Genomic DNA, 22,939 nt, shown 5'->3' with positions numbered 1-22,939 from the left:
TCCCGCGGCCCCGGTCAGTCCTGCGGGACGACGCGCAACGTCGTCCCCACGACGGCCGGGCCGACCACGGTGTCGACGATGCGCTTGTCGTACTTGCCGTACTTGGCGCGGTAGGCGTCGTCGAGCGGCGCGTGGACGCCGTCGTCCGGGACCTCGAAGCGGACGTCGCGCTCGACGCCGCCCACGCGGACCCGGCCGGTGCCCGAGGTCTTGGCACGGCGGAACCAGCCGTTGTCCGGGCCGTAGGCCGAGCGGACGAACACGTCGTCGCCCACCCGCGCCGTCCAGATGATCACGTACGGACGCAGGGTCCCGTCCGGCCGGTAGGACGAGACCTGCAGCTCGTCGGTGCCGTCGACCTGCTTCAGCTCCTGCTCGGTCCAGCTCATCGCTGCTCCCTCCGGGCGCCCGCGCGTCGCCGCCTGCGCCGACCGCGGGGCACGGCCGGCCGTTCTACGGTGCAACACCTCGGCGGGCACGGGGAGTCCCTGGCGTGGCAGGTACCGGCGGAACCCCCCTCGGCGTGGCCGGTGCTCCCGGGCTGCGGGTCTAGCGTGTGACCGCGAACCCATTGCGAAGGAGACTGTCACGATGCATCAGCGAACGCTCGGCCAGGGCCTGGAGGTCTCCGCGATCGGCCTGGGCGCCATGGGGATGTCGGAGGGCTACGGCCCCAACCCGGGCACGCGCGAGGAGATGATCGGCGTGCTGCGGGGCGCCGTGGAACTGGGCGTCACCCTCGTCGACACCGCCGAGGTCTACGGGCCGTACGTCAACGAGGAGCTGGTCGGCGAGGCGCTGGATCCGGTGCGCGACCAGGTGGTGATCGCCACCAAGTTCGGCTGGCGCATCGAGGACGGCGCCACGGTGGGCCTGGACAGCCGGCCCGAGCACATCCGCGCCGTCGCCGACGCGTCCCTGCGGCGCCTGCGCACCGACGTGATCGACCTCTTCTACCAGCACCGCGTGGACCCCGACGTGCCGATCGAGGACGTGGCCGGCACGGTCAAGGAGCTGGTCGACGCCGGCAAGGTGCGGCACTTCGGGCTGTCGGAGGCGAGCCCGGCCACGATCCGGCGCGCGCACGCCGTGCACCCGGTCACCGCGGTGCAGAGCGAGTACTCGCTGTGGACCCGCGACCCCGAGCCCGAGGTGCTGCCCACGCTCGCCGAGCTCGGCATCGGGTTCGTGCCGTTCAGCCCGCTGGGGCGTGGTTTCCTGACGGGGGCGGTCGACGCCTCGACGTCGTTCACGAGCGACGACATGCGGGCGTCGATCCCGCGGTTCTCGTCGTCGAACCGTTCGGCGAACCAGGTGCTCGTGGATCACGTGCGCGCGCTCGCGGAGGCGCGGGGCGCGACGCCGGGCCAGGTCGCGCTCGCGTGGCTGCTGGCGCAGCAGCCATGGATCGTGCCGATCCCGGGGACGCGGCGGATCGCGCGGGTCTCGGAGAACGTGGGGGCCACGGGTGTGGCGCTCTCCGCCGACGACGTGGCCGACCTGAACGGGCTGGCCGCGCGGGTCGGGGTGGAGGGCGACCGGTACAACGAGGCAGGGATGGGGATGGTGGGGCGGTGAGGTGACTGGCGCGGGTGCCGCAGCCGCACCCGCGCGAAAGTCATGGTCTACCCCGTCATTGGGTCCGAAACCAGGGTGATTCCGGGCCCAATGACGGGGTAGACCGTGACATCGGCGCGGGGGCTGCGCGGTGTGACCGACGCCGCTCCCGCGCAGATCAGATATGAGTCGGGACTACCCCCGGGAACCTGTTAGAGTTTTCACCGGTCGCCCACCCGGTCCACGGGACGGGCGAACGCGATCCCGCGTAGCTCAGCTGGCAGAGCATCCGACTGTTAATCGGACGGTCGTTGGTTCAAGTCCAACCGCGGGAGCCGCAAAACTGCAGGCCAGCGCCACATCGGCGCTGGCCTGCAGTGTTTTTCGGAGCGGTTCGGCGGTGGTGAGGGTCGAACTGAGGGTCTTCGGTTCACACATGGGTGCACACAGGGACGACAACCGTCCACCACTCGGGAAGTTCACCCGCGCAACCCCCCGAGCGCGTCTCGGCGTCGGCGTAGCCTCATTCGCAATCCGCCGAAGCCAAGGTGTAGCGAAGGGACCCGATGTGAACGATGAACAGGTCGAGCCGTCCAAGGACGAGGAACCTGACATTGATGAGAACCTTCCGGACCGCCGCCCCAGGCCGGTCGACACGCGGCCGAAGACCGCAGCGCGCAATCGGTTGCGAACGGCGCTCACCGAGTTGGGATTCGACAACGACTCGGCCGCCGCCATCGTCCGCGCTGTAGATGACCCCGAGCAGACGCTCACCCAGTTGAGGGCTCCTGCGGAGATCGGAGTACACGGCGGAGTGCTGCGAGTTGTGGCTACGCGGATCCGGACCGGCTCCGTCATCCCGATTCCGACCAACCCGCGAGTCTCGTCGCGAATCTCGTTCCCTGCGGGTGGTGAAGCACCGGGCGGTATCGACCCTCTGACAATGACCCAGAAGGACGGAAGCTCCGCGACAGTCAATATCACGGCGGGCTCGCTGGGGAGCCTAAAGGATGCGATGGAGGTAGCGCGAGAATACATCTCCGCATCCAACGATCTGCGCGCCTCAGTCAAAGGGCAGGGGGTGCTACTCCCCGTTACGGTCATCCCAGTCACCTTCGACACCAACTCGGATCAGTCTCAGACTGTGGTCTGCACAATTGACGGTTCATCCCGCCTCACCGCCGTAATGTCCATCTGGGACCTCACGTCAAGTGAAGTACTCTTCGAACTGAACACCGATGTCGCTCTCGGCGCGCGACGCGACCCGGTCCTAAATCTCATGGAACGCGACGTTGCGACCCTGTCGTCCGACGAGCTCGCACGACTCAGAACCCAGTCTGTACCAGCGAACCTAGTCGTGGGATTCGAGGCGTACGAAGATGGTCTGGACTTTCCCAGCATCCTCGATGCCTACCTCGGGTTGATCCATGTGGAACCACCGCAGCCTTGGGGCGACGCTGCTGGTTACGACAAGCGCGCTGATGCAGTACTCGATGAACTGCAGAGGCTTAAGAGGATCACCGACGAGGGCCATAGGTATCTAGCCGGTCTGATGTCACCAGACGAGGCTGAGAAGGCCGGGTTCGACGCGACGCTCGACGGCCGTGCGGCAGCCATCTTTCACGATATTGATCGCAGCCGTAACACACGAGCCGTGAACCGCGCCCTCAGGCGAATCGGGATGAGGGATCCGAAGCGCGACCACAGGCTTGAAGTCGCTACCGAGCTCGCCATGCGCGCGTACAGGCGGAACGTAACCGATCTGGTGCGACGGAACCCGCGCATGGCTCTACCATCAGCAATGCAACGGCTCAGGTCCGGTGACAGTTGGGTACCGACCCTCAGTACGGCCGATGAACTGCTGGAAGCCGCCCTCGCTGAACTAGCCAGCGACACTGACGGACCAGCGGGCCGAGAACTTGCCGTTCGCGCAGCATTCTGGCTAACCCGGTACAACGCGCTACAGAAGTCAAGCCGCGCAGACACGCGTTTCGCCGACCAACTCCTCGAACATATCCGGTTGAGTCAGCACGGCGTCCGCGTGCTTCACCGGGCCATAGTCGACGCACGCGCGGGGACCCACCCGCGTCAGACGCGAGAGGACGGCTCTGTCGCGCAAGCTGCCGACGGCTCAGACCTGCCCGTCGACGATGGATGGCTCAGGCGTACCTTCGCCGTCCCGGAGGAGCCTGCGCCTGACGACGAACCGAGCGACGACGACGAACCAGAATGGAACGCGCGGGACGAACTGCGATCGATGATCTATGCGATCCGTGACGATACGGAGACGATCGCGGCGAAGATCGAAGCGTTGGACTCGATTAAGGAGGATGGCCAACCTGGACCCTTGGTTGCGACCGAGGGTGTTCCTGCAGATATCGCAGACGAGATCGCCGACCGGCTAGACAAATCGCGAACCCGGATACATGTTCTCAAGGCGGCTTGGGATTCTCGGAACGACGCGGGCAGTTGAATTGACTCCGTCAACGCTTCGAGCCTTGGAGGAGATCGCTGGTCAATTTCTCAGCAGCTCGATCGAGGGCCCGCACGAGGTGGGCGCGGAGCCTTGGCCTGCCCATTCGCGTGGTGTGTACATCGTATTCGACGTGTGGGACGCCTGCGTTTATGTAGGAAAGGTGTGCTCTACGCTTGATTCGGAGCGGCTCCGCTCACGCTTCAAGGAACACCTCAGCAATCCGGCCAAGTTGCACGCTTGGCACTATTTTTACGTCCTCCCGCTCAAGCCGACCACGTCGAACGCTCAGGTCGAGAAAACGGAGGGATGGGTTGCCCGACACCTTCGGCCGACGGGAAGCCAGAGATCTCCCAACCCGGCGCGCCGCGGCAGACGTGTTCGGCGTGCGGTGTAGGCACCCTTGACGGGGCGGCTGGCCGCAGCAACTCTTTCCGCGGCTAGCCGCCCCGTGCCCCACCCGCCGCAAGTATGTCTCTACCGCAGTTTGGTCGCGCCGTCCGCACCTGAGCGGAACAGGTCGTCCATTGCCTGCGCCCCCGACTGGATCACCGGCCGCAGTTCATGCCGGTAGACCAGCTCGGTCACGGCAGTGCTCTTGTGGCCCACCAGCCGCGCCACCTCCTCCAGCGGAACCCTCTGCTTAGACATAAGCGAGACGAACGAGTGCCGCAGTTCCCGAGGGGTCCAGTCTGCTGGGTTGATCGAGACGACCGGCATGCCATCGGGACCAATAAGTTCTGCCACTACATCAGTGTTGGGTGGGAACCCGGAGCCGGACACCAGGACGTTTGTTCCAGGGGGCGCCACCGACGAAGAAAGCATCAGTGCTGCGCCCGGTGTTCGGGGCGGTCCAGCCTCTATCGTGGTCCGTCCCTGCGCCACCTCCAGGTGCGCGGTGACCTGTTCCGCTCGGCCCCTGCACACCACCGTGTGAGTCCCGATTGCAGCGGTTACCGCCACACGGAGCCAAGCCGAGAAGTACCCATCACCGTCCGTCACGGTCGTGATTGGGCCGCCGACAAGCTCGAGCGCGTTCCGGAAGTCCCGGCGCACGTTGTCCGCGTCCATCGGAGTACCCACCGCGGTGGTGAAGACGACGTCCGAGTGCTGCCATCGCATCCCCGCCTGCCGACGCTTAGCCTCCTGCCAAGCCGCCTGCTCGCGCAGAGCCTCGACCACCAGGCTCGGGAGCGCGAGCGTCCGGCGGGAGAGTTTCGTCTTGGTGTCTCCACCCTCCCTCACCGCCCGCCAGACCTCGACGTGGGGCGGGAGCTCGCCTTCGGCGTCGAGGTGCACACGGTCCCAGCGGAGCGCCCTCACCTCTTCCGTGCGGAGTCCCGCAAGCAAGGACACGATGATGTACGGGTACATCCGGTGCCCCCGCGTGTTCGCCACGACCGCAAGCGCTTGTTCCGTCGTGAGTGACTTCGACGGTCGGCCCGTGCGCCCCTTGGGAGGCTTGCAGAGATCGACGACGTTCCGCACGACCAAGCCGCGCGCCATGGCCCGCCTCACCGACCGATTGAGCAGCGAGTGCAGCGTCTTCAGCCTCGACGTAGACAGCACCGACTTCAGGTCGTCAAGCCACCGGTCCACCTCCTCGGCGCGCAGGTCCTTCAGCTTCCGGCCCGCCAGATGAGGTTCGAGGTGGAGGCGATAGAGGTCGCGGTTCTCCTGGAGAGTCTTCTCCGCGTTACCCGTCTGCCCGTGCTCCAACCAGTCCACAACCGCCTTGCCAACGGTGTAGTGATCCGCACCGACCACGAGTCCGGCCTCGTACTCCTTGACGCGCTTGTCGCGCTCACGAAGAGCGGCCGACTCCGACTTCCCGGAGCCCTTCCGCTTGATCGGCTTGCCGCGCCCGTCGTAACCGACAATCTTCTCTGCGATGTACCGACCGCGCTTCTCGTCAAAGTAGACGCTGCCCTCGCCGCGCACACGGCGCTTCTTCTGCTCGCTCTGCTCGGTCATGCTGCCCTCCCAAGGGTGTCGATGTACTCGCCCAGAGCGGCCACCGGCACAAGTCGGCGGGTGCCGATCTTGACCGTGCGGAGCTCACCGGAGCGGATGATTTCGTAGACCATCGCGCGGGAAAGCCGGAGTGCTTCAGCGGCCTCCTCAACGCGGTAGAGCAGGGGTGTAATGGCGGTGATCGTGGGTTCGGCCTGGGTGTAGGTCGGCGAGGTGGCGGTGGCCATGACTGGTCTCCTTGAGCGTTCAACGGACTACTTGGGATCGTGCGGTGAGGGGGTCCCAGCCCTGGCATGTGCCAGGGCTGCCAGGGCTGACCTGCCAGGGCTGGTTTTTGGCCTCTGAACTGGGGTTTCAGCCTTGGCGCTTTCAGCCATGGCAGCCCTGGCACATGCCAGGGCTGAACCTCACTGCCGCAGGCGGAGCAGGACGCGGGATCGGCCCTGGTACTCGTCGTCCAGACGCTCGACGAGACCCCGGCGGATCAGGCTGTCGACGGCGGCCTCGATGTACTCGCGCAGGTTCTTGCCCAGGGCCGCCCGGACCGTGCTCGCTGGGGTCGCGTCGGTGCTGAGCATGGCCAGGATCTTCTGTGCCGTGCGGTGCACGGCGGCGTCGTCCTGGTGCTCATCGAACGCGGCCCTCGCCTCGGCCCGGGCACGTACGGCGAGGGCGGCGTCGGCGCGCAGCGCATTGCGCATCCGGGTGCGGGTGTGGTCCGAGACCGTCATGACGTAGTCCGCGAGCTGCCAGTCACCGGCGGTGACCTCGACGCGGCGGGACAGCAGCGCGAGCAGCGCGGCGACCTTGAGCCGGACCAGGGACTGCTGCCCGTTGTCGTCGGTCAGCTCCTCGCGCAACCGGGCCAGGCGCTCGGCCCGCAGCACGTTCGTGATCGACTCGGCCACGTTCAGCGGCGTGCGGCGGTGCTCGATGGCCAGAACCGGGCTGGACCAGGGCAGCGGTGCGGGGGCGGGCGGTGCGACGTCCGGGGCACCGGGGTCGGTGGCGGGCATCCACAGGAACCGCTGAGGCGTACCCCCGGCGGCGTCGTCGAGCAGTGGTCCAGCCTTGAGCGGCTGGACACCCGCCACGATGGCGGCCCGGTAGGAGTGCGCGGGCACGATCTTGCGCCTCGTCGGGTCGGAGTTCTGGAAGCCCAGGCCCTCCCCGGTGAACATCTTGCGGACCTCGGACGACAGGGTTGATGCCTTGCGCCCGATGAGCGCGGTGAGGGTGTCGATCTCCGGCACGTCGAACCACACCGAGTGGATCGCGGGGCTGTCCTCGCCCTCGGCGTCGGTGTCGATGAACATGTGCGAGATGCCCTCACCGGAGCCGAGGGGCCGCTTCTCGATGAGGCGACCGGCCCCGGGCTGGATGCTGAGGAAGCCCTCGGCGGCGGCGGTGGCGACGCCCTTGCCGACGCCGGACGGACCGACCAGCCCGACGAACACGTTGAGCGAGGCGACGGCGGAGGTGTCGTTGCCCAGGGGCGGGATGACGACCGACGGCGGCACCGAGAGTGACACTCGGGCCAGGACGCACCCGAGGACGGCCCAGGGAGAGGCCATGGCGGCGCGCGCGTACTTGCGCACGGCGGCCAGCTCGGGACGGGCCTCCCAGAACACCGACTCCGGGTCCAGGTCACCCGGCTCGGTGGTGTTCAGGTCGGGGATGAGCGCGGTCATCAGGCCACCGCCTTCCAATCAGCGGGGTTGACGGCACCCATGAGCTGGGTGCCGATGTGCTCGGTGTAGGCGGGCGGCACTGACTCGAACAGGCCCGACCAGGTCATGTCGTGCTCGATCCCCAGCAGCCGCTTGACGACGTCCTTGCTGCGGGGCACGTAGCCGCCCTTGCGGACGTACTTGGCCTCGTACTTGTCCCGCCGCGCGCCGCCATACGCACCGGCCACCCACGCGTGGGCGGAGTGGTCGCACGCCCGCGGTGCCGTGAGCAGCGTGTTGGTCTCGAACAGACGCAGGCGCTGGAGGTGGATGGTCACGCCGTCCGTGTCGAGCGTGGACAGGTCGAACATGCAGCCGCACAGGCCGACGGGGTCGACCATCTCGGGTCCGGCGTCCTTGACGTTCTCGATCACGTACGGCAGCCCCGTCAGCACGACGAGGGCACGGACGTCGGGGATGAGCTTGGGCCAGTCCGTGACCCGTCCGGCGTTGCCGCGCGTGTACCCCTGGCACGGCGGGCTGGCGTGGATGACGTCGAAGTCCGCAAGGCCCAGGTACTCGACCGTGCCGTCGGGGTGGGTGAACGGGAGCCGGTGCCCGGCGAGCAGCAGCCTCAGGGCGGTGAGGGCGTCCATGCGCAGGAACGGGAACGGGTAGCGGGGCTGGTTGGTGAGGTCGATGCCGTAGATGTCGTATCCGGCGCGGTGGTAGCCGGTGGCGGCGCCGCCCTGGCAGCAGAACAGGTCCAGCGCGCGCGGCCTGCGGGGCAGGGTCAGGGTGCTCATGGGGTGTCCTTTCTCTGGTCGGGCGTGGGTGGTGGTGGTCATGCAGCGGTGCGGGGCTTGGCGGCCCCGCGGCGGAAGCCGGAGCGGACCGTGGCGAACGCCTCGGCCTCGGTGAACGCCCCGGCGGCGATGTGGCCGGCACAGGCGTCCAGCAGTGCCCCGGCGGCCTCCGGTTCGGTCAGTGAGCCGCCCGCGATCAGTTCGCCGAGGCAGCACGCGGCGGCGAACAGGGCGTGGTTCCGGCCGCCCTCGGTCGCCTCGCGGACGTGCTCAGCCTCCTTGGTCAGCACGGCGCGCAGGTAGGCGGAGCGGTGTTGGACGGGCCGCAGCTCGGTAACGCTCGACGGTGCGGCCGGGCGCGGGGAGAGCGGCTGGACCAGCCAGGCGGGCAGGGGCGCAGCCGGGGCGTCGGCCGTCACCTCGTACCGCCCGGCGGGGGTGAGCGTGGGCGGTGTGACGACGTAGCCGCCCTTGCCCCGGGTGTCGATCAGGTCCCCGAGGCGACCGGCGGTGTTGCCCAGGGGCGTGGTCAGGTGCTCGGTGGTGTAGTACCGGTGCACGCCGCCCGAGGGCGTGGCCACGGTCCAGGTCTGCGGGAGTGACGCGCCGTCCGCCGTGCTGACGATGCCCGCCAGCGACTCCTCGCCCGTGGCGACGTGTCCGAGCTCGTCGCCGGTCTTGCGGGTGTCGGTGTCGATCACGAGCAGCCCCGAGGGGCCGCACGCGATGCCGATGCCGTAGGACTCGACGGTCCACGCCCGGGTGATCCGGTCGGGGTCGGTGGTGGCGCGCTGTTCCCAGCCGGTGTGCCCGCCACGGCACCATGGGTCGGACCCGTCGCAGTCGGTGACGGTGTGACGCGGGGTCGCGGGCCGCTTACCGCCCGGAATGAGGGGGAAGACGTGCCATCCCCGGGCGGCGTACTCCAGGGCGGTCGCGAGCAGGGCACCGCGATACTTCTCGGCCGGGGTGCTGCCCGCGTGGGTGTTGGTCCAGCGCTTGGCGTTCATGACGAGGTTCCTTCCTGGTGAGGTGGTGGGACCTGGGGGCCGCCGCCCGGCCCGTGGGCCGGGCGGCGGGGCTGGATCAGTTGCGGTAGTAGCCGCCGTTGATGGTGTGGGCCTGGATGCCGACCGTCCCGCCGCGCGAGATGTTCACGACGGTCCCGGTGGTGCGCTCGATCGCCCGCTTGAGGGCCTCCTCCGCCTTCATCTCGTCCTCGATCGCCCGGGTGTTGAGGGCCTTGGCCTTGGCGGTCTGCCCGGCCGGGGCCTTGGTCCGCAGCGCGTCACGCCACGCCTTGGCGGTCTCCTCGACGCGCTTGCGGGCGTTGTCCAGGGCGCGCTGTGCTCGCTTGATGTCGTTGCTCATGAGTGCTGTTCCTCCGGTGGTTTCTCGATCGCGTGGCGTCTGCCGCGCTCCCCCGCCGCCCGACCTCGGGGCCGGGCGGCGAGAGGGCGCGTCAGGGGCGCGGCTGGTTGCGGCGGTAGCGCTCGGCGGCGGCCTCGTCGTCGAACCGGCGGCAGCCGCAGCGGGTGCCGTCGTGGGGCCGCCAGTCGCAGCCGGGCGCGACGACCGCGTAGCGGACTCCGGGGTGGCCTGCGTCGCTCACGGGCAGTACGTGCCACCTGGGCGACGGCCGAGGGATCCAGTCCTCGCGTGCGCGGTTGCTCATCAGTGGTTCCTTCCGTGGTGGGTTGGCGTGGCGGGTCTGCCGCGCTCTCCCGCCGCCCGACGCCGCGCCGGGCGGCGAGAGGGCGTGTCAGTCGTCCAGGACCTCGCGCAGCAGCGCGACGTGGGCGGGGAAGATCTCGCCGTCCAGGGCGGCCGTCAGCTCGGCGTAGGAACTCGCGGGCAGCCACTTGGCCTGTCGGGCGTCGTCCCGGCCCTCGACGGCGGGCAGGGTGTGCCGCCACATGGCCAGGACGGCGGGGACGGTGACCATCCAGGCGTTGGCCCCGGCGCGGGGGTCGGGCACGCCCCGGCCGGGCAGCATGTAGAAACGGCTCACGTTGACGGTGAGCCCGGTCTCCTCGGCCAGCTCGCGGGCGGCGGCCGTGCGGGGCGTCTCGCCCGGGTCGAGCATCCCGCCGGGCAGTGCCCATCCGTGGTCGTCGTCCCGCTCGACCAGCAGGATCCGCTTGAGGTCGTCCTGGTCGAACGCGAGCACCACGGCGTCGGCGGCCACGGCCTCGCCCCAGTGCCACAGGCCGCCCCGCCCCTCGGGCAGATCGGTGGTCAGGGGGTTGACGGGCAGGCCGTCCACGACGTCGAACGGGACGACGGCGCGGGCCTGCCGCTCGGCCCAGTCGATCTCGCGTGGGTCGGTGGTGTCGGGGCCGTCGTGGGTGGTGGTGTTGTAGCTGGTGGTGCTCGACATGGCGAGGTCCTTTCGGGCCGGGGTGTGGCCTGTTTTTGGCATGGGTGGGGTAGGGACGCGTCGGTAGCGGTAGCGGGGCCGACGTGCCCTGGAAGTGGGGTGCGGGGGTGTTTCGAGGGGGTAGCGGGAGGGCCGCTACCGCGCTACTTCGTTGAAATCACGCGGTTTTCGGCGGTAGCGCTCCCGCTACCGGTAGCGGGGCTCTCCGCTACCTGCGCTACCTCCGTCGCGGCCTCGTGACCCTCGGACAGGGGCTCCGGGGCGGGACCGAGGTAGATCCGAGTGACGACCAGCAGCAAGGCGGCGACGAGAGCGGCGGTGGCGACCAGGGCGAGGATGGAGGCCAGCGGGGTCAGATCCAGCGCCAGGGCCCCGATCGTGGCGACCGAGGCCGCGACGAACACGAATCCGGTGCGGGTGATGCTCGTCTCGATGGCGTTGACCAGGGCGTTTGCGTTCCGGACCAGTGCGGCGTACTCCTGCGGGTCCATCTGCTCTGTGGTGCTCATGGCTTCCTCCCGGTAGGTCGTGCGATGGCTGGTCAAGCGGCGGTGTGCCAGTGGGCAGGCGGCTCCTCCCCTTCCTCGGAGTCCAGGCGTTCGGTCCAGGCCCGTTCGAACTCGGTGACGGTCATCCGGGGCCGCGTGGCCCAGAACTCCCGCAGCTCGGGCGAGGCGTAGGCGGCGGCGAACACTCCTCCGACGAGGAACAGGCGCTCCTCGGTGACTCCGGCCGCCCGGCCCTGGGCGTTCAGCAAGACACCGTTCGTGGCGTCGTAGGCGGCGGCAATGTGGGCTTCCAGGTAGTCGCCGTACTCGGACCGCATCGCGGCCCACTCGGCGGCGGCGCGCTGGAAGATCGGGGACATGTCAGGCCGCCTCGGTGTCCGCGTCGGCTGCGCTGTCCGTGTTGATGTCCGTGCCCTGGCGGGCGTCGGCCAGCAGGCGACGCGCGGTCCGGTCGGTCACCACGTGACCCTTGGCCGCCAGGGCGGACAGGGCGTCACTGGCGGTCGCAGCCGGGTTGGTGTCCAGCAGGCCGGACACGATATCCAGGCGGACAGCCCGGTCACCGGCCGACGCGGCGGGGCGGACCGTCCGGGCCGCCTTGGGGCGGACAGCGTCCCGGACGGTAGCCCGGACAGCGGTGGTGTCCTGTCCGGCTGCCGCGACGGCGGACAGCCGGTCGGTGTCCGGCGTGAAGTCCGCGTCGGTGTCCGCGATGATGTCCGCCAGTTCTGCCCGGACAGCCTCAGCAGCCTTGTCCTCGTAGTCCGGTTTGGACACGACCGGGGCGGTGAGGTGTCCGGCGACGCGATTGTTGGCCTCGACGTGCAGGCGGGCCACGTCGGTCACGGCGTCGGCGACGGCGGACAGCGAGTCCATCCACTCGGCCGTCTGTGTCCGCATCTGGGCGGGCGGCACCGACTTGAGGGCGACCGCGCGGGCGGCCCTGCGCCGGGCCTCGGCGCGCTCGATCTTCCGGCGGGCGGCCGGGGTGCCGTCGTCGACAGCGTGCGCCCGGACAGCGTCCTCCGTCGTCAGGAACAGCGCGTGCATCCGCATGGACTGCCGGATGCTGGACCAGGTGGCGTCGGACGCGAGGTGGCGGTCGCCGATGAGGGCGAGGTGCCACATCAGGGCCGCGAGCAGCGGCACGACGAACCGGAACAGGACGGCCCCGGCGGGGTGTCCGAGGTAGATCTCGTGCCAGGCAGCGAACACTCCGGACGCGGACGACAGGGCCCACGTCAGCGCGAGCAGCGTGCCGCCGGGCCGGTTGTCCTTGGCTGCCTCGCGGGCCAGCAGGGCCACGGTCACGAGCGACAGCTCGAACACGCCCGCCGTGGTGTAGGCGGTGGCCTGGTCCATGCCCAGGACGTCGGTGCCGAACCCGACCATGGCGAGGTAGGCGGAGATGGTGGAGATGAGGGCGACGGAGACGGCTCCGCCCAGGACCAGGCGGCGCGACCCGCGCCGCGGTGCAGTGGTGGTGTGCGTGGTGCTCATGGGTCAGTCCTCCTTGGTGGTGTCGGTGCCGAGCTCGGTGACGATCTCGGCGCGGACCAGGCCCTTGCGGGTGCCCTCGGTGCCGTTGTGGCGGCCCTTGACGTCGCGGGCCTTGATGCCGTGGCGGCGGGCGGCTGAGTTGACCTGGGTGGCGTTCCAGCCGTCGTAGAGGGTCGGCTTGTGCTCGGCCAGGCGCTCGGCCAGCACCTCGGACCAGACCTTCCCGTTGGGCCACGCGGGGTCGTTCTCGGGCCAGACCGCGATCAGGTGGTGCAGGATCGTGGACCGGTCGTCGTCGGCGGCGATCTCCCCGGCGGCCATACCGGAGAGCCAGCCGCCCTCGGTGCGGGCGATCAGGGCACGCTCGACGATCCGCTCGGAGGTCGGGATGTCGATGTAGGCGCCGCGGACCAGGGCCGGGGACTCGCCCTCGCCACGGAAGTAGGCAAGGCCCTTGTCGTTGGTGGTGAAGTTGTTCGCGGCGAACCCGGCGGCGTGCGCCCCGTTGCCCAGGACGACGTCGTTGGCGCGCCAGTCCATGACCATCAGGCACCACCGGTAGGTGCAGGCCCGCGAGATCGACGCGGGGATCATGTCGTTGTTCGGCTCCTGGGTGGCGAGCCAGAGCATGATCCCGGTAGCGGGACCGCGCTTGACCAGGTCCTCGGACAGGGCCGCGATCTCCTTGCCGTACGTGGCATCGGTGAACGCGATGTGGCACTCGTCGATCAGGATTCCGATCGGGTGCAGCCCCAGCTGGTGCTGGTCTGCGATGTCGCTGGTGATCTTCTTTTCCTTGACCGACAGGCCACGGATCGTGGCCGCCCGGCGGGCGCGGTCCTCGACGAGGCGCTTGAGGTCGTCCCGGATGAACTTCATGTCATCGGTGGAGTCACCGACGCGCAGGGCGTGGGCGATCGGCCCGAGGGAGTCCAGGTCGCCGGTGGCCTTGAGGTCGTAGGCGTGGATCTCCACACGGGGGTCCAGGGCCATCGCCATGCCGATGGTGCGCAGCGCCAGGGTCTTGCCCATGCGGGGGACGGCGCCGATGATCCCGGAGTTGAACATCAGCGTGGCGGTCACGTCGCGGTGGCGGACGTCCTCGGCCAGAGTGATGGGCTCGAACACGTTGGTCGCCCCGGACTTGGCGTGCTTCCACGTCACGGCGTCGCGCTTGTGCAGGGGCTTGTCCGAGATGAACAGGACCAGCCGTGCCTCGTGCACCTCGGTGTCACCAGAGGGCCACACACAGCCCTTCTGCCGGCGCAGAGCGGAGGCCAGGCGGTTGCGCAGCTTGACGACGTCCTCGGCGGTCTTGCCCGGGGGCAGGTCCACCAGGACCTCGACGCCGCCGCGCAGGGTCCGCATCCCCAGGATCTCCAGCCCGGGCAAGCCGCGCTTGGACGGCTCCGGAGAGATCCCGAGCGTGGCCAGAGCCTCGGTCACGAACGGAATCGTGATCGTCGGGGCCTTGGCCTTGCGGCCCGTGGCCTTGGCCAGCCACGGTGCCCGGGCGATCCCGTACCCGCCCATCGTGCCGACCAGGGCGAACAGAGCCGCCCAGGTCGCCCACCATGGCGTGAACTGGATGAACAGCAGCGCGCCCACGAACCCGGCCAGCGACAGGCCGATCGTCGCGCCCCACCGCGCCCGCAGCAGGGCCGCGTAGTCCTTGCGGATCTCCGCGTCCTCCCCCGTGGCGCGAGCGGCCTTGCGGCGCTCGGCGCGGTGGGACTTGTAGTCCAGGTCCCACACCCACGTCCAGTGCCGCTGAGCCAGCAGACCAGCGCCGTACGGGGCCAGGACAACCGCGAGCAGCGGGTACAGCGGGATCAGGACCCAGTTCGAGCCCAGCCACGACGTGGCCTGATCGACCTCACGGCGAGCAACGACCGGAGCGCGACCGGTCAGGGACCGCAGACCGTCCAGCAGGGCCAGGACACCGCCCGGGGCGTCGTCCTCGTCCTCGTACTCGTCGTCCTCGTCGGCCACCTCCCCGCCGGTCACCTCGACCGACGGGGAAGCGGCGCCCCCCTGGTCCAGCGTGTTCGAGTCAGCCCCACCGAGGGTGGCGTCAGCGATTGACTCGCCCACGGCCTCCGGCCCGCTCGGCAGGGCGAGCAGCGCTTCCAGCTCCGCGATCTCCGAGGCGTCGTCGGGCGGGTGACCGCCCTCGTGCTCGTTGGGGGTGGTCACGCGAGCACCCCGCTGAAGATGTTGTTGAACAGCTCCTGGATCATGACCGAGGCGTCCTGCCCGATCGGCGTAGCGGCGAGCATGAGGCCGGTGGCGACCATGAACAGCGACGGTCCCCAGCGCTCCGGGCCCCACTTGCACAGGCAGAACGCGACGACGGCGAAGATGAACGCGATGACGGAGATAGCCATGGTGGTTTCCTCTCAGGCGGCAGTGCGGTGGGCGGAGCGGATGACGACCCGGCGGGCCGTGGAAAGCGGCTGGACCAGTCCGAAGACCGGGGCCGTTGACGTGGCGCGGACGGCGCGGGTGCGGATGACCGTGTTCAGGGCGGTCACCGCGCGGCGGTGAGCCTCGGTCGCGGCCGGGCCGGGCGTGATGACCATCTGGCACTCGGCGTCGACCACGGCGACCTCGGCCGAGATGACCGGCTCCTCGGCGGCGATGGCGGCCAGATCGGTGAAGGTGGGCTCAACCACGAACCCGTCGTAGTCGGTGTAGGTCACCAGCCCCACCCCCGGCGGCCGTTGCCACCGTTGCCGCGCTCAGCGGCAAGGGCAGCCTCGTGGACCTTGCGAACCCGGTCCTTCATGGCCTCGACCTTCCGGGCCAGAGACGCCGCCGTACGGCCGTCCTCCTTGAGACCGTCAGCAGCGGTGCCGTGCTGCGTGAGGACCCGGGCGGCCTTGTTCAGGCCGTCCTGGGCTTCAAACAGGTACCTGCGTGCTACGTCCAGACCACTGATGCGGTGCTGAGACATCTCACTACCTCGCTTCCTCGTCGTGACTGTGAGCCGGATCTATGTCCCGCGTCACAGTCCTGTTGAGAGGAAACCTTGCAAGTTGCGAGGCCACCTGTCAACTGATTGGTCTCCTCGCACCTGATTTGGCAGCAGGCGCTCGGCCGTGGATGATCGGTAACCAGCCAGTTGTTAGGCCGAAACCAGTCAGTTGCGAGATCAAAATGTGAGGTAGGTCACATGTCGCAGTACAGCGCCGACGACGTTGGCGGCAAGAAGCTCGAACGGGTGGAGCGGATCCTCCGGAACGACATCGAAGCGGGCAGGCTCCGGGACGGAGCAGCACTGCCCTCGTCGCGCGACCTCGCCGAGCAGATGGGCGTTAGCGCATGGACGGTGAGTAAGGCGATCGAACAGCTCGTGGCCGATGGTCTCGTTGAGGCCATTTCCCGCTCTCGCCGCATCGTCCGAAGCGGCATCACAGCGCCATCGGAGAACGACAAGCCCCGCCGACCGCACGTGTTCCTGATCGGCGGCTACGCGGGCAGCGGCAAGTCAGAGCTGAGCCGGGTGCTGTCCCGGGTCACGGGTTCCGCGATCGTCGACAAGGACACGACCACGCGCGCGGTTGTCGAAAGGCTCCTCGAAGAGCTCGGGCGTCCGGCGCACGACCGTGAGTCGCAGACGTACCTGGAGCATGTGCGCCCATTCGAGTACGAGGCGCTTCTTGCAACCATCGAAGAGAACGCTGAGGTTGGCGTAGGGGTCATCGCCACAGCGCCGTTCATCCGTGAGTTCCAGGACGCTGCCTGGATCGAGCGGATCGGCACGCGGCTCAACGCGGCGGGCGTGGGGCTCAGCCTGGTCTGGGTGCGCTGTGACGCAAGCACGATGCACACCTACTTGAAGCGTCGTGGTGCAGCGCGCGATACAGGCAAGCTCTCGAACTGGGACGACTACGTCGCGGGAATCGACCTCGAATTCCAGCCAGCAGCGGAGCACGTCATCATCGACAACTCGGCGTCCAGCGAGCCCCTGCAGAGCCAGGCGACCAAGATGCTCGCGACCATTTCGGCGGCGGCATGACCGCGCGGCCATCAAGCGCGGCACAGGCGATCCGCGACGCGCGGCTACTCCCTATCCTGCGCGGGCCCGACGTTGATCGCCTTGCCGACGTCGCTGAGGTGCTGGTGTCCGAGGGGATTCGGGCGCTTGAATTTCCGATCGCTCGGCCAGAGGTTCTGTCCGTGGTTACGAAGATCGCTAACCGGCTCGGGGACACCGGTTACGTCGGTGCCGGCACAGTGCGAAACATCGCAGACGCACAGCGCGCAATCGACGCAGGCGCGGGCTTCCTAGTCGCCCCGAGCATGTCCATGCCAGTGATCGAGTACGCCCGAGAACGGGGCATCGGATTCGTGCCTGGTGTCTTCACTCCGAGCGAGATTGACGCGGCCACCCAGGCAGGCGCCGAGGTGGTCAAGCTCTTCCCTGCCAGCTCGCACAGTCCGAAGTTCATTCGCCAGATCCTGCCGCCACTGCCGGACGCCGGGATCATGCCAACCGGGACGATCACACGTGAGGATGCCCGCGAGTGGCTCGACGCCGGGGCTGTCGCGCTCGGCGTCGGCTCGGACCTCGTGGGCGACAGCATGAGGACCGGCGACTACCACGCGGCCCGAACCTCGGCACGCGAGTGGCTGGCCATTGTCGGCTCCGAGTAGTCGCGTCGACGGCACTTCTACTTTCAAAACCTCATACAACAATTGGCCCATCCTCCCAGATGGGCCATTGTTGATAATGCATGCTGTTCTCATGCACCGCGCACCAATGGTGGCGGCCGTAACGCTCGCAGCGGTCATAATCGTGACCGGGTGCAGCGCACTGCCGCCAGCAAGCACCGCACCCGGCCCACCCATGTCCCAGACGCCATCTGCCGATCCGACGCTGAGCGCAGAGCCCACCCCGGTCATTCGGGATAGCTGCGAAGCTTCTACCGACGCCGTCGCCGAACTCCTGGGGTCGGAAATCGTCAAGCGCGATGACCGCAGCCTCGGTGATGGCGTGGAAGCGTGCTGGTGGCAGACGGACTACTCCGGCTACATCGCAGCTCTACGCGGCCCAGCGCCACTCGACTTCGTCGCGATTCTCGATGACCTCTATGACGAGCCCACGGCCTGGCACCGTTCGATGGAATCACCAATGTGGGCCACCGGTCAGGGTGTCGGCGGACAAGCCTCCTGGACTTCACAGGATGAGAGCGTTCAGACCGGCCTCATTGCCCGAGGGATCGAGGGTGACGCGCTCACAGACCTCATCAGCCTTGCCGCAGAGATAGCCCAATCCTGAGTCAGGCTTCACCGGTCGAGATACTCGCACGCGTCGCGGTGCACAACGGCTGACCACTCACCCCAGCCGGGGTACTCCGCGGTGAAGCTCCGCCACGGGCCGCGAACATGGGTAACCTCGCCAACCATCGTCACGACAGTGCCGTCGTAAGCCTGGGCGGTGCATCGGGCAGGGATCGGCTGCGGCAGCCTGACTGCCGGGACTGACGCCGGACCCTGATGTTCGATCAGCCGCTCAGCCGCCCATCCCCGCTCCTCCAGGCCATGTTTCCGCCAGGACGCGATCCGGCGCTCTTGCGCCTGCCTGTCCCGTTCACGCCCCGCATCGCCCACATGGGCCGTGCCGTTCATGGGGATCAGTATGCACCCAGACCCGAACACATGTACTAGCCAGTTTGGGTACACGGAACCGGAAGCCCTTACGAAGGGGCCCCACCTGCAAGAGGCGGGGCCCCGCACTACACGCGATCCGGGGACGTCATCTCGACGATCTGGAGCACCAGCGCCGCCGTAGCGAGGGCCACTTCCCCGCTCCCGTCAAGATCCCAGACCACCGAAACGATCGCTCCGGCCAGTACCAGGATCCGTACTCGATTCCATCCTTGATGTCGGTCGCGGATGTCTGTGCTTAAACTCGTCACAGTTCCTCACTTCTCGATGGCGTTCGGGATACGAGGCGACCAGGCCCCACCTGTCGCAAGCAGGTGGGGCCGCCTCGTTGATGGAATGGAACCACGGGCCACACACACTGTCATCAGCAGAAGCACGGTTCTGCCGAATGCATGGAAGGGCGGCGGGCGGATGTGTACCGCCGACGCGCCACACGGCACTACACAGCGCTACGCATAGCTACACAGCGCTACACATGGTTTAGCCCCGCGCACCGGCTTGTGTACTGCCAAAGCGCTGCCTGTGATCTCCGTCACAGTAACTAGCCGAGACGCTTGCCGCGCTCCTCAAAGCGGAGGAGCCGCCACCGGCGAAGATCCGCTCGCACCCGTTTCGGCGCGGCAAGCGATCCGTGACCTCCGTCGCATAAAGCACGCCGCCGATTGGACGATGGCCCCACCCGACGGGGTGAGGTCATCGTCCTTGGCATTGCTGGAGCTATTCGCTCTACATGCCCCGACCACCTGAGCTGCCGTCAGCCCAGAGCGTTTGCGCGCCAGCGGTCACTCACTGGCGGGGTCCTGGGCGGCGTTTCGCCTCGCTTCGAGGAAGGCGCCCCCCACAAATCACCCGGGAACGTCGAAGACGAGCGCCCTGCCAGACGGTACGTTCTTCCGCAACTGGGTTGGGAGGAGCGGGATGTATTTTTCGGAGGTCTTCGGAGTCAATGCGACCGACACGGAGTGGTTCGACCCACTCATGGAGGTTGACACACAACTATTCATTGACCCGTTTCTGATTTATAAGGAGACTAGCGGACGCTGGGTATCCGCGGCCGACCAGATCGCCCAGTATTTTCAGGACGGGTTCGAAATTCTTGCAGGGCACCAAGACCGCCCTGACAGTCTCCAATACCGCAAAACGGTTCGGTTGATGGTGTTCCCTGAGCCAAGCGAATTTGGTTTGGGCTATACCGCAAGCAGCAGGAAAGGTTCCGGAACAGCCGAGGGCTTTGCTCGTCGAATCGTCGGCGCGATGGCAGAAGCGATCAAGCGAGGACTGGAGGATCTGCACCATTTTGAGGAACTCGGCGTCCTCGTCGACCGCATCGGCAAGGATCGAATCTCTGACATCGCCGCCAACATCCTGAAGCCCGACTTCATCGCATACACGCAGGACGTTTGCAGAGAACTAGGAGTCCCGCTTGTTGAGACCGAAGTGCCGCACGCGGAGTTTGACGAGCATCGGCTTCAATGGGTCTCAGCGAGGTTCGAGCTGCCCGTTAACCCTGACACGGGAGAGGCAGTGCTGCTGACACCGAAGCGGTTCCTGCGAGAACTTCCAACGCTGGATGCAGCAGAGTGGTGGAAATGGGCGGAGCCGTACTTCCGCGACGACGTCAATATGGACCTCGCCAGCAAGTTGAAGAAGGAAGACATCATTGCGCTGGCTCGGCGCTACCCAGAAAAGGTGCGCGAGTGGACCGAGGTCAAGGAGGATCAGCCACCCAAGCCCTACGACGTGGACAGCGATCCCGAGGGTCTGCATTCGTGGAGGGCTCACACACGCAGCACTGCGCAGGATCTGCCGCTTGGTTTTACCGGCACACCGACGGCCAGGGACATCGATCAGTTCATTGGCATGGTCAATGAGAAGTTCCGACTCTTCGTCGAGGAGAAGGGCGGTTGGCGTCTCCTGTGGAACGATGACACCAAGCGCCCAAAGAAAGAACTCGGAATCCAACTGCTCTACAAGGGCGTGGTTCAGTCTTACTGCGAGGCCTACGGCGTGCGACTGGACCGGGAAGTTGAACTCGGCCGAGGCCCGGTCGACTTCGTCTTCACGCGCACCGCCAGTGAGCGTGCGCTCATGGAGGTGAAGAAGATGGACAACGGCGAATTCTGGAACGGACTTGAGCAACAATTGCTCTCCTACATGGAGAGCGACGAGTGCTCGCGGGGGTGGTTCCTAGCGGTGAGATTTGCAGACACCCGCACCCAAGAAAAGCGAACGTCCGAACTTTCGGCTCGCACACGGTCGCTTCGACGCGCGACTGGCTTCGATATCCACAGCGCGTGGGTCGACGCTCGACCAAAGAAGTCCGCGAGCAACCTGAGGCCCGACGCTCCGGACACGCTTGTCGGCGAGGAGGACCCAGAGTTCGCTGACTCCTAGCGAGGTTGGGGGCTGGGCGGCCACGTCCCGGCGACAACCGCCCGGGCTGCCTACACCGTCCGAATTCGTATGCTCCGAGTTCGGCTGACTGACCGCATGAGGGTGGAAGTGAGGGTCTACCCCGGGCCACAACGCCGGACTCCGGCAGACACCCATGGACACGCTGTACCGAGTTCTGAGCCCTGTTCTCGGGTGCCAGCATCCGTGAGAACGGCTGTTAATCGGACGGTCGTTGGTTCAAGTCCAACCGCGGGAGCAACCAAGCCCGGAATCCATTGGATTCCGGGCTTCGCTGTTTCCTACGCACGGTCCCGACACACATGGGCGTCAGCACTACGCGCCGTGACTTTCGGAGCCGACCGAAGTCCCTGGTTCGGCCGGCTCGTGGCCTCCATCCTGGCTGTCATGAGATCACACCTGACTTTCACCCGACTGCCCGTCCAGCTCGCGACGCTCCTCAGCGCCCTCGCCCTCATCGTGGGGTTGTCCGCCGCATCAGCTCCCGCGAGCGCCGCCGCCGACCGTAGTGATGCCCCAGGTGTCAACGTCGGCTCGACAACCGTGGGGGACTGGACGAGGACCTGGGCGATCCCGCCGGTCGGCCAACACTCGACCCAGATCGGGGTAGCCGCCGCATCCCCGACGATTCGGCATGTGGTCCTGCGCGGTGACGAGCCGATCGTCGCCGCGCGCACCGATGAGTTGCTGGCGACACGAGACAGGGCGGGACTCCTCGGAGTTCAGCTTTACGAGGCTGTCCACGGTGTACCCGCCGAAGGCGTCGTCGACCCACCTTCTGATGCGATCCCGGTCCGCGCCGACGAGTTCGACCGCGTGTTCCGGCAGGCCAGAGCCTTCCGCAACCGCGCACGCACCACGACCGGGCCATTCCCCTGCGGATCCCTCGTTCAGGGCACCTTCCGAGCCAACCCTTGGCCGGCCGGCACTGCCGGTACCTACGTCGACATCGGTCACGAACCGATCCACGGCTTTGTGGACGCCATGTGGTTCTTTCAGAACCGGGTGTCCTGGCCGGAGCCTGGAATCGAGGCACAGTTCCGGGTCGTCGGCGTCCGGCTCCAAACGCTCCAGATGCGCCTCGAACCGACTTGCACTGACCGGACCGGGCCGTAATGGCCTCGGCGCTAGGACTGGTCTCAGCGGAAGTTCACGCAGGTCACCCTCCCGGCGCTCGGTCGTAGAGTCGACCCATGGCCTTCGACGTCGCGGCCGAGTCGTACACGCGCTTCATGGGCAGGTACTCCGAGCCGCTCGCGGACAAGCTGGTCGGCCTGGTCGACCCCCGCCCCGGGCAGCGTGCGCTCGACGTCGGGTGCGGGCCCGGCGCGGTGACCAAGCGGCTGGTCGTCCGGCTGGGCCCGGAGGCTGTCGCCGCGGTCGATCCGTCGGTCCCGTTCGTCGAGGCGGCCCGCAGGCGGTGTCCCGGCGTCGACGTCCGCCAGGGTGTGGCCGAAATGCTCCCGTTCGACGACGGCGCCATGGACCTCACGCTCGCGCAGCTCGTCGTGCCCTTCATGAGCGACCCCGTGGCGGGTCTGCGCGAGATGGCCCGGGTGACCCGGCCGGGCGGTTCGGTCTCCGCGAGCGTCTGGGACTTCGGCCGCGAGCGAGCGCCGCTGTCCATGTTCTGGCGCGCCGCCCGGGACGTCGACCCGGGTGCGTTCGACGAGGCGGGGGCCGTCGGCGCCCGCACCGGCCAGCTCGCCGACCTGTTCCGGGCCGCCGGCCTGCAGGACGTGCGCTCCCACGAGCTCACCGTCACCTCGGCGTACGCCGGCTTCGCCGAGTGGTGGGAGCCGTACACCCTGGGTGTGGGGCTCGCCGGGGACTACGTCGCCGGCCTCGACGCCGACGCCCGGCGGGCGGTCGAGGCACGCTGCCGCGAGCTGCTCTCCGCGGGGCCGTTCGAGGTGTCCGCGACGGCCTGGACGGTCGTCGCGACGACGCGGCCCAGCCCTTCCACCGCGTAGTGTCCGCCGTCC

Annotated in this window: 25 protein-coding genes and 1 tRNA gene; 9 read left to right on the top strand and 17 right to left on the bottom strand. The window is 67.9% G+C overall.

The annotated features are described in order from the left end of the window. Window positions 1–14 precede the first annotated feature (14 nt). Window positions 15–389, bottom strand: coding sequence for a DUF2255 family protein (locus tag ACH45N_RS27095; RefSeq protein ID WP_397399255.1), 375 nt, complete (start codon window positions 387–389; stop codon window positions 15–17). A gap of 202 nt (window positions 390–591) precedes the next feature. Here ACH45N_RS27095 and ACH45N_RS27090 point away from each other — a divergent pair, with 202 nt between their 5' ends. From ACH45N_RS27090 to ACH45N_RS27080, 3 genes are all read left to right on the top strand, one after another. Further along, window positions 592–1,578 carry an aldo/keto reductase gene (locus ACH45N_RS27090; protein WP_397399253.1) on the top strand — a complete coding sequence of 329 codons (987 nt, stop codon included), beginning with the start codon at window positions 592–594 and terminating at the stop codon, window positions 1,576–1,578. 241 nt (window positions 1,579–1,819) lie between these two features. Beyond that, window positions 1,820–1,892: transfer RNA gene (locus ACH45N_RS27085), tRNA-Asn, on the top strand. A gap of 233 nt (window positions 1,893–2,125) precedes the next feature. Continuing rightward, window positions 2,126–4,030: a hypothetical protein gene (locus tag ACH45N_RS27080; RefSeq protein ID WP_397399251.1), complete on the top strand. Its 1,905-nt coding sequence runs from the start codon at window positions 2,126–2,128 to the stop codon at window positions 4,028–4,030. A 477-nt stretch (window positions 4,031–4,507) separates the two neighbouring features. On the opposite strand, the gene ACH45N_RS27075 is transcribed toward ACH45N_RS27080, so the two are convergent. From ACH45N_RS27075 to ACH45N_RS27005, 15 genes are all read right to left on the bottom strand, one after another. Continuing rightward, window positions 4,508–6,004, bottom strand: coding sequence for a hypothetical protein (locus ACH45N_RS27075; RefSeq protein ID WP_397399249.1), 1,497 nt, complete (start codon window positions 6,002–6,004; stop codon window positions 4,508–4,510). After that, window positions 6,001–6,231: a helix-turn-helix domain-containing protein gene (locus tag ACH45N_RS27070; RefSeq protein ID WP_397399247.1), complete on the bottom strand. Its 231-nt coding sequence runs from the start codon at window positions 6,229–6,231 to the stop codon at window positions 6,001–6,003. The genes ACH45N_RS27075 and ACH45N_RS27070 overlap by 4 nt, the downstream gene beginning before the upstream one ends. 180 nt (window positions 6,232–6,411) lie before the next feature. Further along, window positions 6,412–7,695: a hypothetical protein gene (locus ACH45N_RS27065; protein ID WP_397399245.1), complete on the bottom strand. Its 1,284-nt coding sequence runs from the start codon at window positions 7,693–7,695 to the stop codon at window positions 6,412–6,414. Beyond that, window positions 7,695–8,480, bottom strand: a complete 786-nt coding sequence (locus ACH45N_RS27060) for a hypothetical protein (protein ID WP_397399243.1) — start codon at window positions 8,478–8,480, stop codon at window positions 7,695–7,697. Before ACH45N_RS27060 ends, ACH45N_RS27065 begins: the two co-directional genes overlap by 1 nt. Before the next feature lie 38 nt (window positions 8,481–8,518). Then, window positions 8,519–9,490, bottom strand: coding sequence for a bifunctional DNA primase/polymerase (locus ACH45N_RS27055; protein ID WP_397399241.1), 972 nt, complete (start codon window positions 9,488–9,490; stop codon window positions 8,519–8,521). Between the two features lie 76 nt (window positions 9,491–9,566). Then, window positions 9,567–9,851 (bottom strand): hypothetical protein, encoded by a 285-nt coding sequence (locus ACH45N_RS27050; RefSeq protein WP_397399239.1) that lies wholly within the window; start codon window positions 9,849–9,851, stop codon window positions 9,567–9,569. A gap of 91 nt (window positions 9,852–9,942) precedes the next feature. Then, window positions 9,943–10,155: a hypothetical protein gene (locus tag ACH45N_RS27045; RefSeq protein ID WP_397399237.1), complete on the bottom strand. Its 213-nt coding sequence runs from the start codon at window positions 10,153–10,155 to the stop codon at window positions 9,943–9,945. Between the two features lie 87 nt (window positions 10,156–10,242). Continuing rightward, complete coding sequence (locus ACH45N_RS27040) at window positions 10,243–10,860, bottom strand: NUDIX domain-containing protein (protein WP_397399235.1); 618 nt, start codon at window positions 10,858–10,860, stop codon at window positions 10,243–10,245. A 143-nt stretch (window positions 10,861–11,003) separates the two neighbouring features. Next, window positions 11,004–11,369 carry a hypothetical protein gene (locus ACH45N_RS27035; protein WP_397399233.1) on the bottom strand — a complete coding sequence of 122 codons (366 nt, stop codon included), beginning with the start codon at window positions 11,367–11,369 and terminating at the stop codon, window positions 11,004–11,006. Between the two features lie 32 nt (window positions 11,370–11,401). Next, window positions 11,402–11,728, bottom strand: coding sequence for a hypothetical protein (locus ACH45N_RS27030; protein WP_397399231.1), 327 nt, complete (start codon window positions 11,726–11,728; stop codon window positions 11,402–11,404). Between the two features lies 1 nt (window position 11,729). Next, entirely contained in the window at window positions 11,730–12,869 is a 1,140-nt protein-coding gene (locus ACH45N_RS27025; protein WP_397399229.1) for a hypothetical protein, read from the bottom strand. 3 nt (window positions 12,870–12,872) lie between these two features. Further along, on the bottom strand, window positions 12,873–15,065 hold the full coding sequence (locus ACH45N_RS27020) for a hypothetical protein (protein WP_397399227.1): 2,193 nt from the start codon (window positions 15,063–15,065) through the stop codon (window positions 12,873–12,875). Further along, window positions 15,062–15,256 (bottom strand): hypothetical protein, encoded by a 195-nt coding sequence (locus ACH45N_RS27015; protein WP_397399225.1) that lies wholly within the window; start codon window positions 15,254–15,256, stop codon window positions 15,062–15,064. Before ACH45N_RS27015 ends, ACH45N_RS27020 begins: the two co-directional genes overlap by 4 nt. Before the next feature lie 12 nt (window positions 15,257–15,268). Then, window positions 15,269–15,571, bottom strand: a complete 303-nt coding sequence (locus tag ACH45N_RS27010; RefSeq protein ID WP_397399223.1) for a DUF6284 family protein — start codon at window positions 15,569–15,571, stop codon at window positions 15,269–15,271. Then, window positions 15,568–15,825: a hypothetical protein gene (locus ACH45N_RS27005; protein WP_397399221.1), complete on the bottom strand. Its 258-nt coding sequence runs from the start codon at window positions 15,823–15,825 to the stop codon at window positions 15,568–15,570. Before ACH45N_RS27005 ends, ACH45N_RS27010 begins: the two co-directional genes overlap by 4 nt. Before the next feature lie 219 nt (window positions 15,826–16,044). Between ACH45N_RS27005 and ACH45N_RS27000 the strand changes: the two genes are divergently transcribed. The 3 genes from ACH45N_RS27000 (at window position 16,045) to ACH45N_RS26990 (ending at window position 18,153) form a co-directional block, all read left to right on the top strand. Beyond that, complete coding sequence (locus ACH45N_RS27000; RefSeq protein ID WP_397399219.1) at window positions 16,045–16,890, top strand: GntR family transcriptional regulator; 846 nt, start codon at window positions 16,045–16,047, stop codon at window positions 16,888–16,890. Beyond that, window positions 16,887–17,528 carry a bifunctional 4-hydroxy-2-oxoglutarate aldolase/2-dehydro-3-deoxy-phosphogluconate aldolase gene (locus ACH45N_RS26995; protein ID WP_397399217.1) on the top strand — a complete coding sequence of 214 codons (642 nt, stop codon included), beginning with the start codon at window positions 16,887–16,889 and terminating at the stop codon, window positions 17,526–17,528. Before ACH45N_RS27000 ends, ACH45N_RS26995 begins: the two co-directional genes overlap by 4 nt. Window positions 17,529–17,721: 193 nt before the next feature. Then, a complete protein-coding gene (locus ACH45N_RS26990; protein ID WP_397399215.1) occupies window positions 17,722–18,153 on the top strand; it encodes a hypothetical protein in 432 nt (143 codons plus the stop codon). 8 nt (window positions 18,154–18,161) lie between these two features. Here the strand turns inward: ACH45N_RS26990 and ACH45N_RS26985 are convergent, their stop codons facing one another. Next, window positions 18,162–18,503, bottom strand: coding sequence for a hypothetical protein (locus tag ACH45N_RS26985; protein ID WP_397399213.1), 342 nt, complete (start codon window positions 18,501–18,503; stop codon window positions 18,162–18,164). A 957-nt stretch (window positions 18,504–19,460) separates the two neighbouring features. Here ACH45N_RS26985 and ACH45N_RS26980 point away from each other — a divergent pair. The 3 genes from ACH45N_RS26980 (at window position 19,461) to ACH45N_RS26970 (ending at window position 22,927) form a co-directional block, all read left to right on the top strand. Continuing rightward, complete coding sequence (locus tag ACH45N_RS26980) at window positions 19,461–20,936, top strand: hypothetical protein (protein ID WP_397399212.1); 1,476 nt, start codon at window positions 19,461–19,463, stop codon at window positions 20,934–20,936. Window positions 20,937–21,341: 405 nt separating this feature from the next. Continuing rightward, window positions 21,342–22,070, top strand: coding sequence for a hypothetical protein (locus ACH45N_RS26975; protein WP_397399210.1), 729 nt, complete (start codon window positions 21,342–21,344; stop codon window positions 22,068–22,070). Window positions 22,071–22,147: 77 nt separating this feature from the next. Then, the gene (locus tag ACH45N_RS26970) at window positions 22,148–22,927 is read left to right on the top strand and encodes a class I SAM-dependent methyltransferase (RefSeq protein WP_397399208.1); all 780 of its coding nucleotides are present in this window, start codon (window positions 22,148–22,150) and stop codon (window positions 22,925–22,927) included. Window positions 22,928–22,939: the final 12 nt, after the last annotated feature.

Origin of the sequence: Promicromonospora sp. NPDC019610, assembly GCF_044389365.1 — a bacterium.
In the GTDB taxonomy this organism is placed as follows: Bacteria; Actinomycetota; Actinomycetes; order Actinomycetales; family Cellulomonadaceae; genus Promicromonospora.
Note: the sequence above shows the minus strand (reverse complement) of the source record. Positions and strands in the feature narration are given on the sequence as shown.